Below are 22591 nucleotides of genomic sequence, written 5' to 3'. Positions count from 1 at the left end.
TTGAAAAGATATATTTTTGTGGCCTGTAAAGGGGGCTATTTAACGAAATTTTAAAATTTTAAATAAGTATAACAATGAAAAAAACTATCATTCTTCTGGCCTTGGTTTTTTCAGTTTCTGCAGTATTTGCGCAGAAAGGGAAAGTAACAAGTGCTCAGAACCTTAAAGATTCAGGCAAATTAGATCAAGCGTTGGAAGCGATCAATGAAGCAACTGATCCATCAAACGATAAGGCTGAAAAATCAATTCCCTGGCCAAAAACATGGGAAGTGAGAGGGGAAATCTTTCAGGCTATTTTTGCAAGCCAGGACGCAAATGTTAAAGCTTTAAGTGATGATCCGTTAACTACAGCGTTAGAATCGTATAAAAAAGCACTTGAACTGGATGATAATGACAAGATCTCGAAAAGTGTAAAAATTAAATTAACACTATTAACCAACGACCTTACCAATCAGGCAGTTGAAGCATTTAATAATAACGATTACGAACTGGCGTTAAAATCGTTCGAGCAAATACTTGATATTCAGGAAATTCCTGTTGTGAAAGAAGATAACCCTGATGCAGTTGATACTGTAATTTTATTTAACTCAGGTTTAGCTGCTTACAATGCTCAGAATTATAATAAAGCAGTTCAATATTACGGAGAGGCTGCTAAATATGGTTATAATGGTGCAAAAACATACGCTTTAATTTCTGACTCTTATATTCAGATGAAAGACACTACAAATGCGTTAAAAGCTGTACAGGAAGGATTTGAAAAATATCCGGATGACAATAACGTATTGACAAGTATGATTGACCTTTATATGAAAATAGGCAAAAACGAAGAAGCATTGAAATACCTGGATATGGCCATCGCGCAAGATCCAAACAATGTAACTTACTATTTTGCTAAAGGTGCATTATACGAAAAATTTGGTGAAGAAGAGAATGCTGTAGCCGCATATGAAAAAGCGTCGGAAGTTGATCCAACATTCTTTAACGCATACTACAATTTAGGTGCACTTTATTACAATAAAGGTGTAAAACAAATTGAAGTTGCTAATGCAGTTCCGGCTAACGAAAATGAAAAATACGAAGCTGAATTGAAAAAAGCTGATGCTTGGTTTGAGAAAGCACTTCCTTATATGGAAAAATGTCATGAGTTAAATCCGGAGGATGAAATGACATTAGAGTCGCTTAAAAACTTGTACTACCGTATGAAAAATATGGACAAGTACAACGAAGTTCTTGAAATGTTAGGACAATAGTATATAATTAAAAGGAGGGAAATTCTCTCCTTTTTTTATATTTATATAAATAACATAATATCAATTATAAGACAAACGTATTTATATTATATTTTGGAATACCTTGCATGTTTACGCCCAGCTCTGCTGGTTTATATAAAATCAGATATTTGGCGGTTTTCGGCAAATATCGGTTCAGATTTTATGTAAAAGTATAACGAAGTACCTGGCATAAGTTTTCCTGAACTTCAATATTCATTCATATTCTTGTTTCTAATACTTATTCTTACAACGAACGACCTTGAATTAATACCATACTTTCATCAAAAGAGTTTTTTTCAAATATTCAATTCAAAATCTTAATTGCTGAGAATTTGCTAACCTGAGCATTTATACACAAAAAATATTTTAGGCAATTCTCAGCGCTTTAAGAATTTTTGGTTTCTGAAATAGTTATTAGATATTTTAGAGATCTGTATTAAAATTTATTTCCTTGATTAATAGCTGGTAAAATGTAATTCTCCAAAATGCGATTCTGCTTCACCTTCGATTTAAAGTTCGCACCGGTAAATACAATAACTGCATTTAAATCAGGGAAAACCATAATTTTCTGTCCACCCCAGCCAAGAGCACAATACATACGTCCGTATTCTTCGTATGTTTTGGTCCACCACGTGTATCCGTAACCAACCGTTCCTAAATCTTCTCCGGGAATTTTAATGCCATAATTCGGTCCAAAAGAATGTCCGCTTTTATCTATCCATTCTTTCGAAAGAATCCGCTGACCATTCCAAACACCATTGTTTAAAAACAGTACACCAACTTTTAGCATGTCACGTGGTGTGAGTTTTAAACCTCCGCCGGTACTGATTTCGCCGGTGTCGTATTTTAACCACCAGTCATTTGATTCAATGCCAAGTGGCTCGAATAAATACTTCTCTGAAAATTCATCGATATTCATTCCTGTTGCATTCTTTAGAATTTCACCCAGAATTTGCATGTCGCCTCCTGAATATGTAAAATGTGTACCGGGAACAGCAATTAACGGTCGCTGCAATACAAATTCCACCGGATCTTTATCCGAAAAATAAATACCAATTGCGTCGTTTTGGATACTGCTTAATGACGAGCTCCATTCATCCCATTGAAAGCCTGATGTCATGGTTAACAGGGTTTTTATTGTCACGTAATCTTTATTGTCGGCATTGTTGTTTTGGTAGTTTGGCAGGTAATCAAAAATCGACTGTTCAACACTTTCGATAAATCCCTTTTCAATGGCAATTCCGAAACATATCGATACAAAACTTTTACTGGCCGATTGCAGAACATGTGGCGTAGTTGCATCCCAGGTTATTGATTCTCCTTTATGTCCAGGAGCATCCCACTGGTATTTATGTCCCTCAAAATAATCTTCAAATATCAACTTATCATCTTTATAAATTAACATCGAATGTATTTCTCCATATTTTCCCTTCTTAATCCGTTTTGCAGCATCTATTACCAAAGTTGAATCAATGCCTGATCGTTCCAGAGATTCAACTTGTAGCCCATCTTTTGTTTGCTTCGGAACCTGGTAGTAATAGTTTTTACTTGTGCTGTTGCAGCTAGCCGCAGCCAGAACAAAAAATAAAATGGCAATTCCTGTTACTTTTATAAATGTTTTCATAATTGTTTTGCACTTTTATAATGTATGGGTAAAAAAGGTGTGACCACCAGACCAACTGCAATCCCGATCAGCAATGAAGCCAGAAAATACATTACTGAATATTTTAGCAAGATAAATCCTACTCCCAATCCCATCATTGTTGTTCCTCCTGTTATCCAGAAACTTTTGTCTTTGTTTCTCTTTTTTGTTTTCATGATTTTTAGTTTTTAATAATTTGTTGTTAATTTTTGTTGATGTAAAGGTCCGACAATCGCCGATGCAGCACCAATAACTTATGCGCCAGATAATGTGAAGTTTCGCTACGAGATATAAAATATGTAGCATCACCAATAAATATGGTGCAACCAATAAGATTCTCCCGGTTGACTTACGAATCATTATCTAATAATCAATTGGCTACTTACTGTTGGAAATGGCGACGCGAAACAATTAGTGATTTCTGATGTTAATTTCTGTAGAAACATATTTGAAGCTGGTAATATATAATTCCGGTAATAAAAAGCAGGCCAACTTATTGTTGTATAACTAAAAACACCATTATTGCTGAATTTAAAATCTGTTGCCTAGATTGGTAAAACGCGTGTATTCTATTTGCATTCTCCGTTTTTTAAATAATTGTTCGTACAGAAATGATGTTAACAATACATTATATTAACAGGTGGAGCGCAACAAAGTACACGCTATTACAATTGATAGATCTATTTTTGCCGCGCATGATTAAAAGTCGTATTAAAACATACAAACTAAATAATCAGCGGGCATTTGTGGCCATTAAAATGGCTTATAAGATGCGGTCCGACAGGTTTGTGCCGCCTGTAACTCTATTCTAATTTCTCTCTTACCCCCTTCCCTGTATTACCGATTTTTTCATTAAACTATTTTATATGTTACGAAAATTTAGTTCATTATTTTTGATTATTCTATTTTTTACAACTAATTTGTTTGCACAGGAAAAACCTGAGGTTCAAATTGGTGGAGCACTTCGTTTTAATTACAACCTTTCATCGTGGAAAGAAGGTCAGAAAACCCGTGGTGGCGATTTTGGCTACGATGTTTTCAGAGTTAATGCGAAAGCGAAGTACAAAGGGGTAAAACTAAATGCTGAGTACCGGCTTTATTCCGAAGGTTTTGGCGGAGGAATGCTAAAACAAGGTTGGGTTGGTTACGATTTCAGCCCTGAAAACAACCTTCAGATCGGTTTAACACAAGTGCCTTTTGGAATTACCCAGTACAATTCGCACAACTGGTTTTTTGGTATTAACTATTACGTTGGTTTAGAAGACGACCACGACATGGGTATAAAATACACCCACAACGACGAGAACTGGTTGTATGCCATCGCATTTTTTAAAAATGCCGAGGAACTTCGTTTTGGAAGTAATTCCGATGTTTCATACAGTCGCTATTCGTACGATGTTGGTTCGTCAGCCGATGGTTTATACCGAAATAAGGAAGTAAACCAGTTAAACCTGAAGGTGGTCAGAAAACTCTCATCGGGTAACAGTAAGCACATGTTGGGTGTATCGGCACAGTATGGTGGGCTTTACAACCTCGACACGGAGAAAACAGGTGATAGCTACGCACTTGCAGCGCATTACGAGTTAAATGCCGGAAACTTCAATTTGAAAGTTCAGGCTACGAAATACAAGATGAATCCTGAAAACCCTGCCGATCAGGATAGCGAAGGGCTTGCGATGACTGCTTACGGTGCGCCTTACCTTGTGGCTTCTGAAGCTACAACGTACACAATTGGGCCAGCGTACTCTGTTCCGGTTGAATGGGGACCAATTTCAAACCTTCAGTTTTATAACGATTTTGGCTACATGGATAAGGCCAATGATGCGTTTGAAGACAGTTTTATGAATACTACCGGAGTTTTGGTAACAGCCGGAAACGTTTACACCTACGTTGATTTGGCCCAGGGAAAAGATCACCCGTGGATTGGGCCGGCGTGGACAAATGGTCTGGCAGCCGGAACTCCTGATGCTGAGTGGGAAACCCGTTTCAATATTAACATTGGATACTATTTTTAATTGATTTAATCATGTCGGATAATAGAAAAACAAAAATTAAGGTCGAAGACCTGACACTGATCTTCGGCAAACGTAAACAAGAAGCACTGAAGTTATTGGAACAAGGTGTTTCAAAGGAAGAGATCCTGAAAAAGACGAAGTGCACCGTTGGTGTAAATCGTGCAAGTTTCGAAATAAAAGAAGGGGAAGTTTTTGTGATCATGGGACTTTCAGGAAGTGGAAAATCGACTTTAATTCGCTGCTTAAACCGCTTGAACGAGCCAACGGCAGGGAAAGTATTTTTCGATGATCACGACATAACCCGCGATACCAATAAAGAATTACTGGAAACACGAAGAACAGAAATGAGTATGGTTTTCCAAAAATTTGGACTACTTCCCCACCGTACCATTCTGGAAAATGCAGGCTTTGGTTTAGAGCTTCGTGGCGAAGAAAAAACTACGCGTGACGAAAGAGCAAAAACAGCTCTTGAAACCGTTGGTTTAAGAGGATACGAAGCGCAATATCCGGCCGAATTGTCGGGAGGTATGCAACAGCGTGTAGGTTTGGCCCGTGCGCTTGCCAACGATCCGGAAGTTCTGCTAATGGATGAAGCATTCTCGGCGCTCGACCCGCTTATTAAATCGGATATGCAGGACGAATTGCTTGAAATTCAGGACAAATTGCACAAAACGATTGTGTTTATTACGCACGACCTCGACGAGGCCATTAAAATTGGCGACCGCATTGCTATTATGAAAGACGGAGTGGTGGAACAAATTGGTACTGCCGAAGATATTCTTACGAACCCCGCCAGCGAATATGTGGAGGCTTTTGTGGAAAAAGTAGACCGTAAAACGATTATTACCGCAGAAACTTTAATGTTTAAAAAGCATACAGCTCTGGAAGTTCATAAAGACGGGCCGAAAGGTGCTGTTCGTAAAATGCGTTCAATCGCTGTAGATCAATTGCCGGTTATTAATGAACACAAGAAATTTCTTGGCCACGTTTGGTTGCAGGATGTTCTTGAGCTGGAGAAAGAGCAGGAAAAATCGATAGAAAAAGTAATAAACACCAATGTCCCCAGTGTTTACAGACACTATACTGTTGAAGAAATGCTGCCACTGATTACCGGTATAAGGCACCCGCTTGCGGTAATTGAAGAAGAAACAGGGAAATTCCTCGGCCTGGTTACACAAACCTCGCTCATTATTGAGGCTACACGCTTCGAGAAAAAAGAAGTGATTAAATTAAAAGAACAAGCTAACGAATTATAGTATGGATAAATTAATAGACCTCGGAAAATATATTGAACAGGGAATTAATGTACTGGAAGAAAGCCTTTCCGGCCTGTGGGGAGCTATCGATGATGTAATCTCATGGACGGTTGAATTTTTAAACGACACCTTTCTGGCCATTCCTTTCGTTGTAATTATTGCCCTTGTTACTTTTGGTGCCTACTATGCAAACGCAGGAAAACAGGCCTTTAAAAAAGAAGGTCTTAAAAAAGGTGCTGGCTTAGCTTTGTTTGTTGTGCTTGGATTGTTGCTGATTTGGGCAATGGGCTATTGGAAAGAAGCCATTCAAACAACAACACTTGTTATTGTGGCTACCATAATTGCGCTTCTGTTCGGAATCCCATTGGGAATTTGGGCTGCACGCAGCAACACGGCTAATGCTATTATCCGGCCAATTCTCGACTTAATGCAAACCATGCCGGCATTCGTTTACCTTATTCCTGCTATTTTCTTCTTTAGTGTTGGAAATACGCCGGGTGTTATTGCAACCGTAATCTTTTCGTTGCCACCTGCTGTGCGTTTAACAAGTCTGGGAATCCGTAATGTGCCTGAAGACGTTATTGAAGCCGGACATGCTTTTGGTGCCACCGATAAACAAATTCTGTTTAAAATACAGTTGCCACTGGCAAAAACAACTATTCTGGCCGGTATAAACCAGGTAATTCTGCTTGCCCTGTCGATGGTTGTTATTGCATCGATGGTTGGTGCCAAAGGATTGGGTGCCATCGTTTACCAGGGAATTCAGCAAAACGATATTGCCAAAGGTTTTGAATCTGGACTTGGAATTGTTGTGCTGGCCATTATACTCGACCGTATAACTCAGGCTGTTGCTAAAAAATAAATTATAAATCTTTTAAAAAATTATATTATGCTGAACGTTAAAAAAATAGGAACTCTGTTTGTAGCTGCAACTTTGTTATTTGCAATTACATCATGTTCAAACAGCGGATCGAAAAATAAATCTGCTGAAGTTGAGAAAAAAGAAGTAAACATTTTGTATCCAAACTGGGCTGAAGGTATTGCCTTTACCCACCTGGCAAAGGTGGCACTTGAAGCCAACGGTTTTGAGGTAGAATTAACCAACCTGGAACCTGGATTGATCTATGGCGAATTGTCGAAAGATGATTCAAAAGGAGATGTTTTTATGGATGCATGGTTGCCAAATACCCACAAAGATTATTGGGCCGACTATGGCGATAAACTGGTAAAATTAGGCGAGTCGTTTAGTAACGGTACTACCGGCCTTGTAGTTCCTTCGTATGTAAGCATTAATTCTATTGAAGAGCTGAACGCCAACAAAGATAAGTTTGACGGAGAAATTATCGGAATTGGTAGTGGTGCAGGTATTCATGCGAACACTGAAAAAGCAATTGAAGAGTATGATCTGGATTTCGAGCAGATTACATCGAGTGGACCTGCAATGGTTGCCAGCCTTGAAAAAGCGATTAAAAACAACGAATGGATTGCTATTACGGGATGGAAACCACACTTTAAATGGGCTAAAAACGATCTGAAATATTTGGAGGACCCTAAGGGAATTTATCCGAAAGATGTTTGTGCAATTATTTCGCGCAGAGGATTTGCTGAAGATATGCCTAAAGCAGGCACATTCTTTAAAAACTTCAACCTTGACGAAGCTCTGCTTTACGATTTGATGGGTAAAATTTCAGACTCGGGAGAAGAAGCCGGCGCACAGCAATTTTACGATGCTAATAAAGCAATGATCGACGCCTGGTTTAACTAAACCCGGTACGATTGCAAAATTTTGTCATATAAAAAATGGCAGGTAAGGTTTTCCTTTCCTGCCATTTTTATTTCCACCGGAAGCCGTTTAAACGCCTCTCTTGTGGTATTTTAAGTCCCGCTCAATAGCTTCAATCATTTTTCCCGCTATATCTTTATTCGAAGCTCCTTCTACCCCTTCAAGTCCCGGCGATGAATTTACTTCCAATAACAGCGGACCATTTTTTCCGCGAATGATATCAACACCGGCAACTTTCAGGTTTAAAGTTTTTGCTGCAAGAATTGCAATACGCCGTTCTTCAGCAGTAATTTTGGTAATCGATGCTGTTCCTCCCATGTGAATATTTGCACGGAACTCGCCCGGAGCGGCTGTACGCATAATACTGGCCACCACTTTCCCATTCACCACAAAACAACGGATATCCTTACCATCGGCCTCTTTTACAAACTCTTGTACCAAAATATTGGCGCGAAGGCTTTTAAAGGCATTAATCAAACTCTCAGCAGCCTTTTTTGTTTCGGCCAACACAACTCCTTTTCCTTGTGTTCCTTCCAACAGTTTTACAATAAGCGGAGCACCGCCAACCATCTGAATCAGTTCGTTGGTATCAAGTGGCGAGTTGGCAAAACCGGTTGTAGGAATTGGTAGGCCATTATTGATTAGCAACTGCAAGGCATACAATTTATCGCGCGACTGGGTAATTGCCGAGGCGGTATTCAAGGTATAAACGCCCATTGCTTCGAAATGCCGCGTAAGCGCACAACCATAAAAGGTGGCACTTGGCCTGATTCGCGGGATAATGGCATCAAACTCATTCAAAACACGGCCACCACGATAATGCATTTCAGGATTTTTACCATCCAGTTTTATGTAACAGTCTTTCAGGTTCAGAAACTCCATTTCGTGGCCATGCTCCTGCCCTGCTTCCATAATTCGTATGTTGCTGTATAATTCGGGATTACTGGCCAGCAGTCCGATTTTTAAACCTGTAGGGCGAGTAATATTTGTATAGTAATACGATGCAATACGTTCTTTGGAAAGCTCGCCCAAATGGAACGATTCTTCCGGGTCGACCAGTATTTTCCCCGACATGGCTTGCCGTCCCAGCAGCATTCGGTAACCCATCGAGTCGCGGTTGGTAAGCGTAACCTCAATTTCCCATGCTTCTCCTGCGATCGACAGCACAGTTTTTATTACAAAGCGCACTTCGCTGTTGCCACTCGAGCTTTTTACTTTACGCTTGTCTAATAATGGTGCCTCACAGTTAATGGTTGTTTTTCCATCTTTTTGCAGCGGATGTACATCAAAACTAATCCACGGCTGGCCATTTTTTTTAAACTGATTAATATTTACTGCATGCAGTGCTGAAGTTTTTGCCCCGGAATCAATCCGGGCTTTTATTCCCGGAATATTTAAATGCGGCAAACCACACCACTCTTCACTACCAATAATAATTTTTTCTGCATTCATTTTTCTAAAATACTAATTATAAGGCTTTTTTGTAGCCTCATGCTGAAAATTTATTGGTTTAGTTAAGTGCTGCAATATAAATATCTTTTTCATACGGCAATCACTTCATATGTTAGATGTGAAAAATATGTTGAGTAGTGCTGTTGATTGTGTTCGGGCTGGTAATGAGGCATAAAAAAGCCTGAAAAATTTCAGGCTTGTAAATTAGTCGAAAGCGACTCTATCTGTGATTTGTTTTGTGTTCTTAATTAAGCTTTAAAAATAGCTTATTCCCTGCGGGCAATAGCAAATAATCTTCTTAATTTCAGCTATTAAAAGGTTTGAAATTACCGGTAAAAATGCCTAACCAATATCAGCTTTTCTGAACCAGACATGAGAAAGCTGCTAAAAAGAGAAAGCCACCCATCAATATAAATGATAAGCGGCTCTCGATATATGTGGTTTTTTATTTATCTGATTATCCTGCCATCACAGCATCAACCTCTTTCAAAATGGTACGTTTGGTTTTTACACCAACAATACGGCCGGCTTCTTTTCCGTCTTTTAAAATCAGCATGGTTGGAATATTGCGGACTTTAAATTTTTGTGCCAGTTGCTGGTTGTGGTCTACATTAACTTTTGCCACCATAAAATCAGTTTGGCTGTCGGCAATTTCGTTTAAGGTAGGTGCAATAATTTTGCATGGTCCGCACCAGGGAGCCCAAAAATCAAGCAATACAACTCCGCGTTTTGTTGCTGCTTTAAAGTTTTTATTATTCAGTACTTTAATCCGTTTGCTGTTTGCCACCGGTTTGGCATTTTTCATTCGAAAATAATTTACTGCAATTAATGCTACCAAGGCGGCAAGAACAACCGCAATTACAATTAGTGTAGTCGACATAACTTTATTCTATAATTTTAATTTCAGAAGTAATTTCGATTGCTTTTCTGTAAAGCGCACTTACTCCACAATATCTTTCTTCCGACAAACTAACTGCTTTTTTTAGTTTCTCCAAAGGAAGATCTTTACCTTTAAACGTATAGATAACATTCATTTTATAATACTGTTTCGGATGCTCGTCGGTTAAATCACCTTCAACAGTTACATTAAAGTCTTCCACCTCAACGCGCATTTTTTTCAGAATCGATATCACATCCATTCCCGTGCAGCCGGCAAGTGCCGTAAGCATAAGCGGTTTCGGACGCGGACCACGGTTCTCGCCCCCAACAGTCTCCGCTGCATCAAGCATTATTTTGTGTCCATCTACCTCGGCCTCAAAGGCCATTTTATCTTTCCAGCTAACTTTTACTTCTTGTTTTGCCATATTAAAATAGGTTCTTTAATTACCAAACTGCTCGTCAAGAATAGCTGTAACCTGCTCGTGAGTTTGGATACTTGTTGTTGCTTTGGCCACTTTTCCGTTTTTGTAATACATGGTGAATGGAAGTCCCATAAAACCGCTGCATTCAGGTGCATTACGAATTGGCGCGGCCTCGGGATTATCAAAAGCCATAACCATAAATTTTACGTTGCTACGCTCCTTCTCCAAACGTTCCATAACATTGTATACCGGGAAACACATAGGGCCCATGCGGCCACAACATACCATTACATTTTCGTTTTCGGCCAGTACTTTTTCCAATTCTGCTGCCGATTCTATTTCAGGTAATCCTGTTCTTAAAAGTTTCATTTGTGTTCGTTTTAATTTGTTATTTCTGTTATAATTTTTTTATCCGATTCCAGTTTTCCACAACGATAGGCCTCAATAATTTGCCCGGCCGAAACCATTGGCACACCTACAAACAAATTAATTTTCTCTGAAGTAAAAATGCCAATCAATTCTTTCTTAATGCGGTGAAGAATAAGGTCGGTTATGCCATTATTTTTAATCCACAAGCGAACTTCATCTGCATTGGAGAAGTCGATAACTTCTTTTTTAGAAATGGTTGTATTTTTTGTGTCCATATCATAAAAGGCAAAGTGCGAACACCCGCACAGGTATTCACTAATTTTTTTGTTCGCTATAGGTATGGCTACTTTTTTCATTTTTTTCTTGTAAAAAACAGAGTGCCTAAATAATAGTGCAACTCTGTTTTATCTCCCCTCTATCCAATCCTTATTAAACTCAATATCATTATGAAAAATCAATACGACAAAGATAAACAGCAGAGAAATACCGCCCACGAAAAGGGTCCTGAAGTCTGTCGGTTCGTAAACTGAAATTTGACAGTTTCATTCCTGTCGTATGATAGTTTGGTACTGATTAGAAATTAAAATGAGCCTTTTGTTCGAAAACTCCAAAAGTCTCTTTTATTTTCTATCGGCACTAACTCCCGAAGTTTCGGGATAATCTCAAAGTTTCGCCAAGCCTCACTTTGAAATACAATTGGTATAGCTTGGTTAATCGTAATTCTTATGTAAATTTGGAGAAATATCAGATTCAGAATTGGATTTAACGGACAACATAAAAAACTTAGACGACCTGAATGCATACAAAACCCGCGTTCAGTACCTAAAAGGCGAAACGATTTTTAAACAGGGGGCGTTTGCACCTTATGTAATGTACGTTGTTGAGGGATTGGTAAAAGTATACCTGCAAACCGGAATTGATAAAAACATGAGCATCAGTGTGGCTTCCGAAGGCGAATTTCTGGCGTTTTCGTCGGTGTTTGGCGAACCGGTTCACACCTATTCGGCACAGGCTATTAGCAACACCCAAATTTGCATGATCGAAAAAGAAAGCCTGAAAAAGATTCTGTTGGAAAACCCGGAATTTGCCTTAAAGATTACCTCGCAAAACTACCGTAACGAAAGGCATTTGTTTGAGGTGATCAGAAATATTTCGTATAAACAAATGCGAGGAAAACTGGCTTCTGCCCTGCTCTACCTAAGCCAGGAAGAGTTTCTGAAGAAGAATATATTTGAGTTTCTTACCCGTCAGGATATTGCTGATTTTGCGTCTATTTCGGCAGAAAGCGCCATTAAGTTTCTGAAAGAATTTGAGAAAGAAAACATTGTTACACTTAATGGCAAAAACATTATTATTGACGATGCGGCTCAATTGCTGAATATCAGCAAAAACGGCTAATATTAAATGAGAAAGTAATTTATATTATCTCATCACTTCATTGTTTTTCACCCGGTTATTTCGTACTTTGAAAATCAAATTATTACGTCACTGACGAAGTTTTTAGATTCATATTTATTCGAAATAATTCAACACTTTTACTCGTAAATGACCAATTATAAGGAATCTTCACCGATTAATTTAAATCCACCATCAAGGAGTAAAAATGTATTTTCCGACATAAGGAATTTTCTAATAAATAAGCCCCAAAAGCCGACTTTAATTAAATTTGAATCGGAAGAAAACCGGAAAGAATACAACAGGCGGGTGCTGCAGCGTGTAGGTATCGATGTGAATAAAAACTTTGTTTTAAACGTTCATAAAATTGGCGTAAATGCCCCGGTTGGCTATATCTTCAATGAATTACTCAACTGGAACGGCGATTCAACCTGCTGGCCCAACCACGTTGCCAAAGTTGAACGTATTAATAATGAGATCGAAAATATCGAGATTCTTCCGTTTGGTCTTAAAAAGTATCCTTTTGGTTTAAAAAAGAGCTTTCTGGGCATGAACTTAATTCCATTGTTTAAGCTGCATTCAATACGAATTAAAAGCACTCCCGATGCATTTGATTTTGATAATGCCCGTTATTTATTGTACGACTGCACCGGAGGATACCCTATTGGCATTTTTGTTATGTACGTACGTTCACCGATTGAAGAGATGGGCGAAATTGCTCAATCCCAGCTCATATTTGCTGTGAGTTTTAATTTTTACGGAAAAGAAAAAGAGGCCAACAAGCTGGTAAATAAAATTTGGGAAAGTGTGCATAACCGGGTTACTTCAAACGTTTTAAACCGGGTTAAACAGTTAAGCGAATGGCGCTTGCAAAAGATGGCTAACGATATGGAGTATTTATAGTTGAGCTCTTCTAAGTTCGATTCCTAATCCTCTCAAAACGATATTTTACTCCGTCCCCTTCTCTGGCTTTTTAAATATGCCATTTACCGTATTCGCCAGTAATAACAGAATTGTTGCGGGATGCAATACCCGCCTTAAAATATCAGTGTACGGGGCACTTCCGGTAAACGTATCCCATAAAACCGAACTCATTCTTCGTTTGTCGTTTACCTTCTGCTGTTCGTTAACTACCATACGAAATATTCCTTTCTTGAGCGCTGATGATCTTTGGATGATTGTAGTCACCCAGAAAATAAATTTCCCAATGGCATTGTCTCTGTTTAAGCGGGTACATTCAGGTTGATAGTGCCTTTTAAAATCAGATTCGGACACTCCACTGAACAATGCTGTTTTTGCGGCCGCTTTGGCGGTTATATAGGCTGCTCCAATGCCGTTTTTATACAGTTTTGATGATGCGGAGTCACCAATCAGCACCACACGGTCAGAATAGGCATAATGCGCATTCTTAATATTAATACCGGGGAAACACTGACAAGGCATAATTTTGTCAATATCCAATCCTTTTGGGAAACATCGCTGAACGGCCTCGCTGTATAGAAAGCTGTCAACAATTTCTCCGGTAATTTGCTTTCCCAATAAAACCAGGGTTACGTATTGCCCTTTCGGAATGAGTGCTCCAAATTTTATGTTTTTCAGATTGAGAAGAAATACGTGCATCGAATTCCCAAAATATTGATTAATCAGTTCGTTGCCCAGTTTAAATTCGCAGATATAAGTTCTTGTGGTTTCAGGAGGAATAAAAGCCGGAGCAACTTTTTTAAACAAAGAAAATGAGCGTGGATTTAATCCCACCGACCCAACAACCAGGTCGTAATTCGCTGAATTAGTTTTCGTTTGAACAGTAATACCAGTCTCGTTTCGTTCCAAACCGCTTACCTTTTCATAAATGGTATGAACTCCTTTATCCTGGCAGAGCTCCAATAAATAATTGTCGAAACTAACCGAGTCAATGTTTTCACTTCCCAGGGGACCAAATCCCCTGAACATGGAGGCGATCTTTTGGTCTTTTAATGGTGTTTCAATTAAGGTTGCACCTTGCTCCATATGAAGCTTATACGATTCGATTCCGCGACGTACAACGTTCGCTGGCAGAACAATTCCGTCGGAGGACAAGGCCTGAATCAATGACTCTGAAACGATTCCCCCACATCGATTGCAGCCTGCCGGGCCGGCTACATGAAAATTCTTTGCTTCGTAAATGTCAATGTGAATGTTGATTCCTCTTTGTTCGGCAAAACCAAGTGCGAAATAAGCAAAGAAACTTCCGGCCGGACCACCGCCAATAACAGCAATTCTAGATCCATTACCGATATTAAAGTTTTTGTTTTTATTCACTTTCGCCAGGTTTAGTTTAACTATCAAAACAAGTGTGAGGGAAAAGCTTTCTAAAAAAGTACTGGAGGAAAAATGGTTAATACTTTGAACTGCCAATGGACCGGAGTCCGGTATTTTTATGTGTTATATACCATTTAATTACAATAAAGGTTACAGTATACCCGACTGTTACAGTAGGGTTTCATGGCTCGGTATTAAAACTTGTAATCTGTTTTATTCCATATAATGATTTGATAATTAAAAAAATCCGTGTTCTTTTGTTGCATAGAATTTATAGGTACAGCACACTTAATATGAGACTTTCGGAAACACAGAAAGACCAAATAATAAATGAATTAAAGATTTCGGCCATCCGCAGTAGCGGTCCCGGCGGACAAAACGTGAACAAGGTAAACACTAAAATAGAATTGCGTTTTGACCTGAATGACACCGCTGTTTTTTCCGAAACTCAAAAACAAAGGCTTGCCACTAAATTAAAGAACCGAATAAATTTAGATGGAGTAATTGTACTTTTTGAGAGCAGCGAACGCAGCCAGTTAAAAAACAAACAGCAAGCCGTCGCCAAACTTATAGAGCTGATAGAAAAGGCCTTAACTCCTGTTAAACGCAGAGTAAAAACAAAGCCAACAATTTCATCGAAATTAAAACGACTGGAGAAGAAAAAACAACATTCAACAAAAAAACAACTTCGTCAACGGCCTGATTTGTAATTAGGGAAATTGAAAAACTGATAAATTGATAAACTGTTAAATTGATAAACTGTTAAATTGAGCGTAAGTTAAACTGTATGAAGAAGCTGTGTACAGCCAATAATAAACACATCTGCAATCAAAAATCGTTAATCATCATTCTTAAATATTTCAGTCGTTTTGTACCAAATTTTACCACAGACTTTACCCCCTGTTTTTTGTATTCTGATTTGTAGTTTGCCGGTATCAAAGTATTTTTTGTTTCTTTACAGCTCAAATCTTAAAATAAAGCATGCGTAACATTCTGGAGAAAATAGGTGAAATGATCATCAACTTTGTTGATTGGTTTTATTTCCCGTTCCTGCAATTTCTTCCGCGCGAAATCTTTCGCTATGCTGCCACAGGTGGAGTTAACACGCTGCTCGACATTAGTTTGTATTTTATCTTCTACCGTTATGTAATCAAAATGCAAATCGTTGATTTGGGTTTTATTGCAATTAGTCCGCACATTGCCGCTTTTCTAATTGTTTTTCCGATAACCTTTACAACAGGCTTCTTTTTAGCGAAATATGTAACCTTTACTGCGTCGGAATTAAAAGGGCGCATTCAACTGTTCAGGTATTTGCTTACCGTAGGCGGATCGATTCTGCTTAACTATATTTTTCTGAAATTCTTTGTTGAATATTGCGGCATGTATGCCACGCTATCGAAACTGTTAACTACCATTCTGGTAATTGTTTACAGCTATGTGGCTCAGCGTTATTTTACGTTCAAAACCGGCAAAAAACTACTTGCTGCCCGAAATCGTTCGTAAAAAATCACTCTGGTTAACATTTGTTTTGCGGATTGTACTATATTTATTAGCCGTATGGAAGAGTACCGTATTAAATATTATCCAACCATTTTACAGGGCATTCACCTTGTAATTCTTTACATTTTTATTCAAACCGTTGTTGATTTTCCGTTGGCCGTAATCGATTATTACAAAGGCACCGAATACCTTTATAATCCCGTCAAAAAAATTGCACTTGGCGTAGGTTCTGTAGTGTTTATCCTTCTTTATGGCATCCGAAAAGCAAAAGCTCCGGTTTTGGAAATCTTCCCCATTAAACTTTTTAATCCTTTGGTGTTTATTCCAATCGTAACATTTCTTTGGGGTGCGCATAATATTCTTGAAGATGTTAACATATGGGGTGAAAAGCTGTTACCTGCCCCACCCTGGTTTTGGGAACTTTTCGATCGTATTTTTGAAGGCGACTATGGTGTTATGGGCGCTTTCCTGAAGGTGGCTGTTGTTGCTCCTGTTATTGAGGAACTGATTTTCAGAGGCCTGATATTTAATGGTTTCCGGAAGAATTACAATGGTTTTGTTGCCGTATTTATGTCGGCACTTTTGTTTTCCCTTTTTCATTTAAATCCATGGCAAATGCCGGCTACGTTTCTGCTGGGGTTACTGCTTGGCTGGTTAATGTTGCGCACCAATAATATTTTTGTAGCTATTATCGGTCACTCCATAAATAATGCGATGGTGTTGCTAACCGTAACCTACTGGCAACAAATTCGCGAACATTCCATCTATCTTTTAGAGCGAAATAACCTGTTGCTTCTAAGTGCACTTGTTATGGCCCTTTCTGTTGTGCTTATGTATTTCACAAGTATTCCGTGGTTTGGCAAACGCCGACGATAAGCGCTTGTTCACCGAAAATTTTCAACCCGATAAAGAGGAAACACTATTTTTACGCCCGTAATTAATTTAAAAATATGGACATTCTATTAATCGTTTTAGGAGCAGTTTTTATTATCAGCGGAGTTTTAGGTTGCGTTTTGCCAATTATTCCCGGGCCTCCATTAAGTTATATTGGTCTTTTGTTGCTTCATTTCACCGAACGTTATCAGTTCTCTTCAAAGTTTCTGATTATATGGGCTATAATTACAGTGGTAGTGTATGCACTCGATTACCTGATTCCTGCATGGGGAACCAAAAAATTCGGAGGAAGTAAACGTGGCGTTTGGGGCAGCATTATCGGCCTGGTAATAGGAATGTTCTTCTTCCCTCCTTTTGGCATAATAATAGGCCCGTTTGTTGGTGCTGTAATTGGAGAACTTACCGTAGGGAAAGACTCGGGAGCAGCCTTAAAATCGGGTTTTGGATCGTTTATGGGATTTTTGGCAGGGACATTGCTAAAGCTTATCGCATCGGGAATGATGACCTGGTATTTCGTAAAAGAAATGATTGTTTAACAATTAGAATATAAACAAAGCCCCGTTTATAATATTTTCAATTCATTTTAGTTTGATAAACAAGAACATTGTTTAAAATAATACTTTTGTCGCGTGGCAAAAAAGACAACAAATACAACTTCCCGGACCAAAAAGCCGGTGAACAGAAAAAAAGGGAAATCGAAGAAAACAGGTAAAAAATATCCGCTACTCAGCTTTATTTTTAAAGCCGGAGTAGTATTATTCTTACTCGGATGTTTGTTCTTTATCCTCGTTTTCCTGGGCGTATTGGGCCCGGTTCCTTCAAAGACGCAGTTACATCAGATCAATAACCCGCTGGCTTCGGAAGTATATTCTGTTGACGGAAAAATACTTGGCCGGTATTACGTCGAGAATCGAAGTTATGTCTCATTCGACGAAATTTCACCGAATGTAATAAATGCCCTTGTTGCCACTGAAGATTCGCGTTTTTACGAGCATCGCGGTATTGACGAAATTGCCCTTGCACGGGTGCTTTTTAAATCGATTATTTTACGTAACGATGCTGCCGGCGGTGGAAGTACCATCAGTCAGCAAATTGCCAAGAACCTGTTTCCACGGGTTGATTACGGGCCATTGTCGATGCCGGTAAATAAACTGCGCGAAGCAATTATTGCCTATCGTTTAGAGCGTATTTATAATAAACAGGAAATTCTGGCTTTATACCTTAACACGGTTCCGTTTGCCGAAAACACTTTTGGAATTGAGGTAGCTGCTGAGCGTTTTTTCTCTAAATCGCCCAAAAGTCTGGATGTGCATGAAGCGGCAGTTTTAGTGGGGATGTTAAAAGCCAATAACTATTACAATCCGCGAACTCATCCCGAGCGTGCCTTAGGCCGCCGCAATGTGGTGATCGACCTGATGGTAAAGAATAATTACCTGAATGCTGCCGATGCTGCCAAATACAAAGAAAAGCCACTTGGAATGCATTACCGACTGATTTCATATAATCAGGGACCTGCTCCGTATTTTCTGGAGCGTTTAAAACCCGAATTACTGGAATGGTGCGAAGACAATGTAAATGAAAACGGCCAGCCATACAACCTTTACACCGATGGTTTGAAGATTACCACAAGTATTGATTATAATCTTCAGCGTTACGCACAGCAGTCGGTTAAAGAGTACATGAAAAACCTGCAAACGGTATTCGACAACCACTGGAAATCGAGAGATATTTTCAGAGAGAAACCGGAGGTATTAAAAAGTGCTATTCAGAACCTGAATACCAGCGGAGACAGCTACGCTGATGAGTTGAAAAAATATTCGGCAAAAACGCATGCCTCGTTATTTACCTGGGATGGTGTTGAAAATATGGAGGTTTCGCGCCTCGATTCATTAAAACACTACCTGAAAATGCTAAATGCCGGATTTATTGCTATCGATCCGCACACTTCGCACTTAAAAGCCTGGGTTGGCGGAATTGATTACCGTTTTTTTAAATACGACCATGTTACTGCTCCGCGACAAACCGGATCAACATTTAAACCGTTTGTGTACCTGGCAGCGCTGGAAGAAGATATTTCGGCAGATACCTATTTTGTAAATCAGTACAAGGTTTACGAGGAATATAAGGACTGGGCACCCCGAAATTCGCACAACGAATATGGCGGCTATTACTCCATGAAAGGAGCTTTGGCAAAATCGTTAAACACCGTTTCGGTTGATGTATTATTGGAAGCCGGAATTGATGAAACCATTGATATTGCGCGGGATCTTGGCATTTCGGCCGATCTCCCCGATTATCCTTCTCTGGCACTTGGAGTAGCTTCTGTTTCACTAAAAGAAATGGTGGAAGCTTTTGCCGGCATTGTAAACGATGGAAAACCTGTAAAAGCAAATTACCTGTTGCAAATTGCCGATAAGAACGGAAAAGTTCTTGAAACATTTAATTATGATTTGCCTTACGAGCCGGTGGTTTCACCCGAAAATTGCAGGGCGGTAATAAATATGATGGAAGCAGTTGTTGACGGCGGAACCGGACGAGGAATCCGTACCGTTTATAAAATTCCGGGCGATTTTGCCGGGAAAACCGGTACCACACAAAATAACTCGGATGGCTGGTTTATCGGTCTTACACCCGAGCTGGTAACCGGTTGCTGGGTAGGCGCCGACGATCCGCGTGTACATTTCCGTACAACAACCTATGGGCAGGGTGCATACATGGCTTTGCCAATTGTTGGAAAGTTCTTTTATAAAACTTACCACGACAAAAAATTTGAACACCTGCAATACAGCACTTTCCCCGATCCTGAACCGGAATTACTGGCTATGTTAAATGAACCGGAATACAAAGAAGTACTGGACATTGAAAAACACGGCTTCGATTTTGCCGGTATTTTTGGGAAGAAAGAAAACGAAAACCTGAAAGACAGACCAGACGTTAAAGCGGAAGAGAAAGAAAAAGGTCAGCTCTGGAAAAAGATCAAAGGTATTTTTAGTAAAAAAGACAAGTAGAGAAATTAAACAAAACGATCATCGGAACGGTGTTTGGCGGGTAAATCATCGTCTTTCGAATCCAGCCAACCACTAATCGCATCGGGCCTGTTATCCACTTGCCTGAAAAAAGGTTTAATATCAATTAGTGGCGTTCCGTCCAACATATCAGCACCTTTAAACCATATTTTATTCCCTTCAATTTTAAGTAACTCAACGGTTGACAATCCAATTGGCGACGGGCGTTTGGGTGATCGTGTGGCAAAAACACCGTGCTCTTTGTCGTCCATAAAAGGTTGTACTTTTAATTTATATCCATCGATGCGGTGAAGGTGATAGAGCAAAATTAAATCCGAAAATCCCTCAAGTCCTTCCAGTGCAGCTGTTAATTGAGGTTCCAGCTCAATGATGCCGGTGTACTCTTTTGCACCTACCGACTGGATTGGAATGTTTGCAATGGTTTTATGTGGTGTAGAAATCGTACCTATTATACTCAATTCGACTTTTTCTAATTCTTTCATAATCTGCCTTTTGAACTGATGATCAAAATAGTAAATAATACAGACATTATTGAAACTAATTTTTTCTTATTCGTGTGCTAAAATATTTTTTAATTTTTACTTAAATTAGCAGCCTTATTCGGGATGTAGCGCAGTCCGGTAGCGTACGTCGTTCGGGACGACGGGGTCGCAGGTTCAAATCCTGTCATCCCGACAGCATGAAACCTTTCCGCTCTTGCGGGAGGGTTTTATTTTTGGAATAAAACTGGATGACAATCGAAGTGAAACTCTAAAAAGAAAACGCTTCGAACGAAGTGAGAGAAAGGTTTTAGGTTGAGTATCCCTCCCACTTTCGCTTTCTAAACATATACCCTGCCATTTTCAGCTAAGTTCCTCAACTTCAGTAAAAATTAATCAAGATTCGGGCACAAAGCACTTGTTTTTCATGTTCATGTGCTTTATAGTCCACCTGTTTTACCCAATACTCCACCCTATTTTCTTTTTTGTTTTCAATCTTTGACCGTAAGTTTTTATGGCTGCCAGACGTCGGTATTATTAAATTTAATCTAACAATCAGAAATAAATCAATGAAGAATCAAAAACTAAGCTTACTGGAAAAAATTGGCTACGGATCGGGAGATGCTGCCGTTAACGTGGTTATATCTTCCATGTTCCTTATCATCACTTATTTTTACACCGATATTTTTGGCCTTAAACCCAAAGATGTAGCCCTTATGTTTTTACTGGTTCGGCTTATCGATGCTGTCAGCGACCCGTTGATGGGATTAATAACAGACAAGTATAAATTTAAAGGAGGCCGGTTTCGTCCTTACTTTTTGTTTCTGTCGGTTCCTTTCGGAATCTCGGTTTTTCTGACCTTCACCACGCCGGGTTTCGATTATGCCGGAAAACTGATATACGCTTACATTACCTATATTTTTGTAACACTGATGTTCACATCGGTTACCATTCCATATATTTCGCTAATTGGGGTTTTAACCAACGATCCGCAGGAGCGCCTGTCGGCAAACGGCTACCGCCTTTTCTTTGCTAAGGTTGCTGCTTTTATGGTGTCGATTGTGGTTCCTATTCTGGCCGAAAAGTTAGGACGCGATGATATGGGAAGAGGCTACCAGCTGGCTATGGGGCTAATGGCGCTTATGGGAACTTTGTTGTTTTTGTTCAGCTACTTTACCACCAAAGAGCGTATTGAACACGTTGTGGATAAAAAGCCCTTACTCGAGCAATTTAAATTGCTGATCAAAAATAAACAATGGCTTATTTTGTGGGGATCGTGCCTGTCGGGAACTACCGGTTATGTAATCCGTAGTTCGGTGGCTATTTTTTATGCAAAATATTACCTGGGTGGCGATGCCGGAATGCAATCCACTTTTATGGGAACCGGTGTGGCAGCGGCCATTTTGGCTATGCCTTTGTCAACGCTTATCACCAAGCGTTTTTGTAAAGTAAAGCTGTTCTGGATGTCTCAGTTTGGCGTGGGTGTATTAAGTGTTCTGATGTTTGTATTGGTTAAACCACAACCCGACAGTATACTTTTGGCCTACGTGCTATATTTTATCCTCTCGCTGGTGGTTGATGTGCACGCACCGGTATTTTGGTCGGCCATTGCCGAAGCAGTTGACCACGGACATGCAGAAAGCGGAAAACGTGTGTCAGGACTGGCATTTGGAGGTATTTCTTTTGCACAAAAAGCAGGAATGGGAATTGCCGGAGCCGTAGTTGGCCTGTTGCTTGATGCGTTTGGATATATTCCCGATGCCATTCAAACAAAAACAGCACTTACCGGACTGGCCATTATGCTAACTTTAATTCCGGGTGTTTTTCATGTGATCAACGGAATGTTGATTTACCGCTACAAAATCACCGACAAATATTACGAAACCATAAAAGCAAAAATTCATATTTAA

The 22591-nt window shown here is 39.4% G+C and carries 22 protein-coding genes and 1 tRNA gene; 14 read left to right on the top strand and 9 right to left on the bottom strand.

What is annotated here, in order from left to right; genetic code table 11:
- Positions 1–74 precede the first annotated feature (74 nt).
- Positions 75–1250 carry a tetratricopeptide repeat protein gene (locus tag LH29_RS19325; protein WP_045032920.1) on the top strand — a complete coding sequence of 392 codons (1176 nt, stop codon included), beginning with the start codon at positions 75–77 and terminating at the stop codon, positions 1248–1250.
- Between the two features lie 457 nt (positions 1251–1707).
- Here the strand turns inward: LH29_RS19325 and LH29_RS19320 are convergent, their stop codons facing one another.
- Both LH29_RS19320 and LH29_RS19315 read right to left on the bottom strand, forming a co-directional pair.
- Complete coding sequence (locus tag LH29_RS19320; RefSeq protein WP_045032919.1) at positions 1708–2895, bottom strand: serine hydrolase domain-containing protein; 1188 nt, start codon at positions 2893–2895, stop codon at positions 1708–1710.
- Positions 2892–3089 (bottom strand): hypothetical protein, encoded by a 198-nt coding sequence (locus tag LH29_RS19315; RefSeq protein WP_045032918.1) that lies wholly within the window; start codon positions 3087–3089, stop codon positions 2892–2894. The genes LH29_RS19320 and LH29_RS19315 overlap by 4 nt, the downstream gene beginning before the upstream one ends.
- A gap of 690 nt (positions 3090–3779) precedes the next feature.
- On the opposite strand from LH29_RS19315, the gene LH29_RS19305 reads away from it, so the two are divergent.
- From LH29_RS19305 to LH29_RS19290, 4 genes are read left to right on the top strand one after another with little or no spacing between them, the layout of a single operon-like run.
- Positions 3780–4928, top strand: coding sequence for a hypothetical protein (locus LH29_RS19305; RefSeq protein ID WP_045032915.1), 1149 nt, complete (start codon positions 3780–3782; stop codon positions 4926–4928).
- 11 nt (positions 4929–4939) lie between these two features.
- Positions 4940–6184, top strand: coding sequence for a quaternary amine ABC transporter ATP-binding protein (locus LH29_RS19300; protein WP_045032914.1), 1245 nt, complete (start codon positions 4940–4942; stop codon positions 6182–6184).
- A 1-nt stretch (position 6185) separates the two neighbouring features.
- Positions 6186–7046 (top strand): ABC transporter permease, encoded by an 861-nt coding sequence (locus LH29_RS19295; RefSeq protein ID WP_045032912.1) that lies wholly within the window; start codon positions 6186–6188, stop codon positions 7044–7046.
- Between the two features lie 27 nt (positions 7047–7073).
- Positions 7074–7949 carry a glycine betaine ABC transporter substrate-binding protein gene (locus LH29_RS19290; RefSeq protein ID WP_045032911.1) on the top strand — a complete coding sequence of 292 codons (876 nt, stop codon included), beginning with the start codon at positions 7074–7076 and terminating at the stop codon, positions 7947–7949.
- A gap of 87 nt (positions 7950–8036) precedes the next feature.
- Here the strand turns inward: LH29_RS19290 and rimK are convergent, their stop codons facing one another.
- The 5 genes from rimK to LH29_RS19265 all read right to left on the bottom strand — a co-directional run bounded on the left by rimK (position 8037) and on the right by LH29_RS19265 (position 11445).
- Positions 8037–9419, bottom strand: a complete 1383-nt coding sequence (gene rimK, locus LH29_RS19285) for a 30S ribosomal protein S6--L-glutamate ligase (protein WP_045032910.1) — start codon at positions 9417–9419, stop codon at positions 8037–8039.
- A gap of 457 nt (positions 9420–9876) precedes the next feature.
- On the bottom strand, positions 9877–10299 hold the full coding sequence (gene trxA, locus LH29_RS19280) for a thioredoxin (protein ID WP_198152515.1): 423 nt from the start codon (positions 10297–10299) through the stop codon (positions 9877–9879).
- 4 nt (positions 10300–10303) lie between these two features.
- Positions 10304–10723, bottom strand: coding sequence for an OsmC family protein (locus LH29_RS19275; protein ID WP_045032909.1), 420 nt, complete (start codon positions 10721–10723; stop codon positions 10304–10306).
- A 15-nt stretch (positions 10724–10738) separates the two neighbouring features.
- Positions 10739–11089 carry a thioredoxin family protein gene (locus tag LH29_RS19270; protein ID WP_045032908.1) on the bottom strand — a complete coding sequence of 117 codons (351 nt, stop codon included), beginning with the start codon at positions 11087–11089 and terminating at the stop codon, positions 10739–10741.
- An 11-nt stretch (positions 11090–11100) separates the two neighbouring features.
- Entirely contained in the window at positions 11101–11445 is a 345-nt protein-coding gene (locus LH29_RS19265) for a NifB/NifX family molybdenum-iron cluster-binding protein (RefSeq protein ID WP_045032907.1), read from the bottom strand.
- 400 nt (positions 11446–11845) lie between these two features.
- On the opposite strand from LH29_RS19265, the gene LH29_RS19260 reads away from it, so the two are divergent.
- Positions 11846–12487: a Crp/Fnr family transcriptional regulator gene (locus LH29_RS19260; RefSeq protein WP_052671100.1), complete on the top strand. Its 642-nt coding sequence runs from the start codon at positions 11846–11848 to the stop codon at positions 12485–12487.
- A 147-nt stretch (positions 12488–12634) separates the two neighbouring features.
- Entirely contained in the window at positions 12635–13387 is a 753-nt protein-coding gene (locus LH29_RS19255) for a hypothetical protein (RefSeq protein WP_045032904.1), read from the top strand.
- Positions 13388–13432: 45 nt separating this feature from the next.
- Here LH29_RS19255 and LH29_RS19250 read toward each other — a convergent pair whose 3' ends face one another.
- A complete protein-coding gene (locus LH29_RS19250) occupies positions 13433–14782 on the bottom strand; it encodes a geranylgeranyl reductase family protein (protein ID WP_157493765.1) in 1350 nt (449 codons plus the stop codon).
- A 293-nt stretch (positions 14783–15075) separates the two neighbouring features.
- Between LH29_RS19250 and arfB the strand changes: the two genes are divergently transcribed.
- The 5 genes from arfB (at position 15076) to LH29_RS19225 (ending at position 20184) form a co-directional block, all read left to right on the top strand.
- Positions 15076–15492: an alternative ribosome rescue aminoacyl-tRNA hydrolase ArfB gene (arfB, locus tag LH29_RS19245; protein WP_045033201.1), complete on the top strand. Its 417-nt coding sequence runs from the start codon at positions 15076–15078 to the stop codon at positions 15490–15492.
- 271 nt (positions 15493–15763) lie between these two features.
- Positions 15764–16285 (top strand): GtrA family protein, encoded by a 522-nt coding sequence (locus tag LH29_RS19240; protein WP_045032901.1) that lies wholly within the window; start codon positions 15764–15766, stop codon positions 16283–16285.
- A 54-nt stretch (positions 16286–16339) separates the two neighbouring features.
- Positions 16340–17158, top strand: coding sequence for a CPBP family intramembrane glutamic endopeptidase (locus LH29_RS24075; protein WP_052671098.1), 819 nt, complete (start codon positions 16340–16342; stop codon positions 17156–17158).
- Between the two features lie 74 nt (positions 17159–17232).
- The gene (locus tag LH29_RS19230) at positions 17233–17712 is read left to right on the top strand and encodes a DUF456 domain-containing protein (protein ID WP_045032900.1); all 480 of its coding nucleotides are present in this window, start codon (positions 17233–17235) and stop codon (positions 17710–17712) included.
- Between the two features lie 93 nt (positions 17713–17805).
- Positions 17806–20184: a penicillin-binding protein 1A gene (locus LH29_RS19225; RefSeq protein ID WP_052671097.1), complete on the top strand. Its 2379-nt coding sequence runs from the start codon at positions 17806–17808 to the stop codon at positions 20182–20184.
- Positions 20185–20189: 5 nt separating this feature from the next.
- Here the strand turns inward: LH29_RS19225 and tsaA are convergent, their stop codons facing one another.
- On the bottom strand, positions 20190–20684 hold the full coding sequence (tsaA, locus tag LH29_RS19220; protein ID WP_045032898.1) for a tRNA (N6-threonylcarbamoyladenosine(37)-N6)-methyltransferase TrmO: 495 nt from the start codon (positions 20682–20684) through the stop codon (positions 20190–20192).
- A 119-nt stretch (positions 20685–20803) separates the two neighbouring features.
- Here tsaA and LH29_RS19215 point away from each other — a divergent pair.
- Positions 20804–20877 (top strand) — tRNA-Pro (locus LH29_RS19215).
- Positions 20878–21250: 373 nt separating this feature from the next.
- Positions 21251–22591 carry an MFS transporter gene (locus LH29_RS19210; RefSeq protein ID WP_045032897.1) on the top strand — a complete coding sequence of 447 codons (1341 nt, stop codon included), beginning with the start codon at positions 21251–21253 and terminating at the stop codon, positions 22589–22591.

This window comes from Draconibacterium sediminis (genome assembly GCF_000949475.1).
GTDB classification, from domain to species: domain Bacteria; phylum Bacteroidota; class Bacteroidia; order Bacteroidales; family Prolixibacteraceae; genus Draconibacterium; species Draconibacterium sediminis.
Note: the sequence above shows the minus strand (reverse complement) of the source record. Positions and strands in the feature narration are given on the sequence as shown.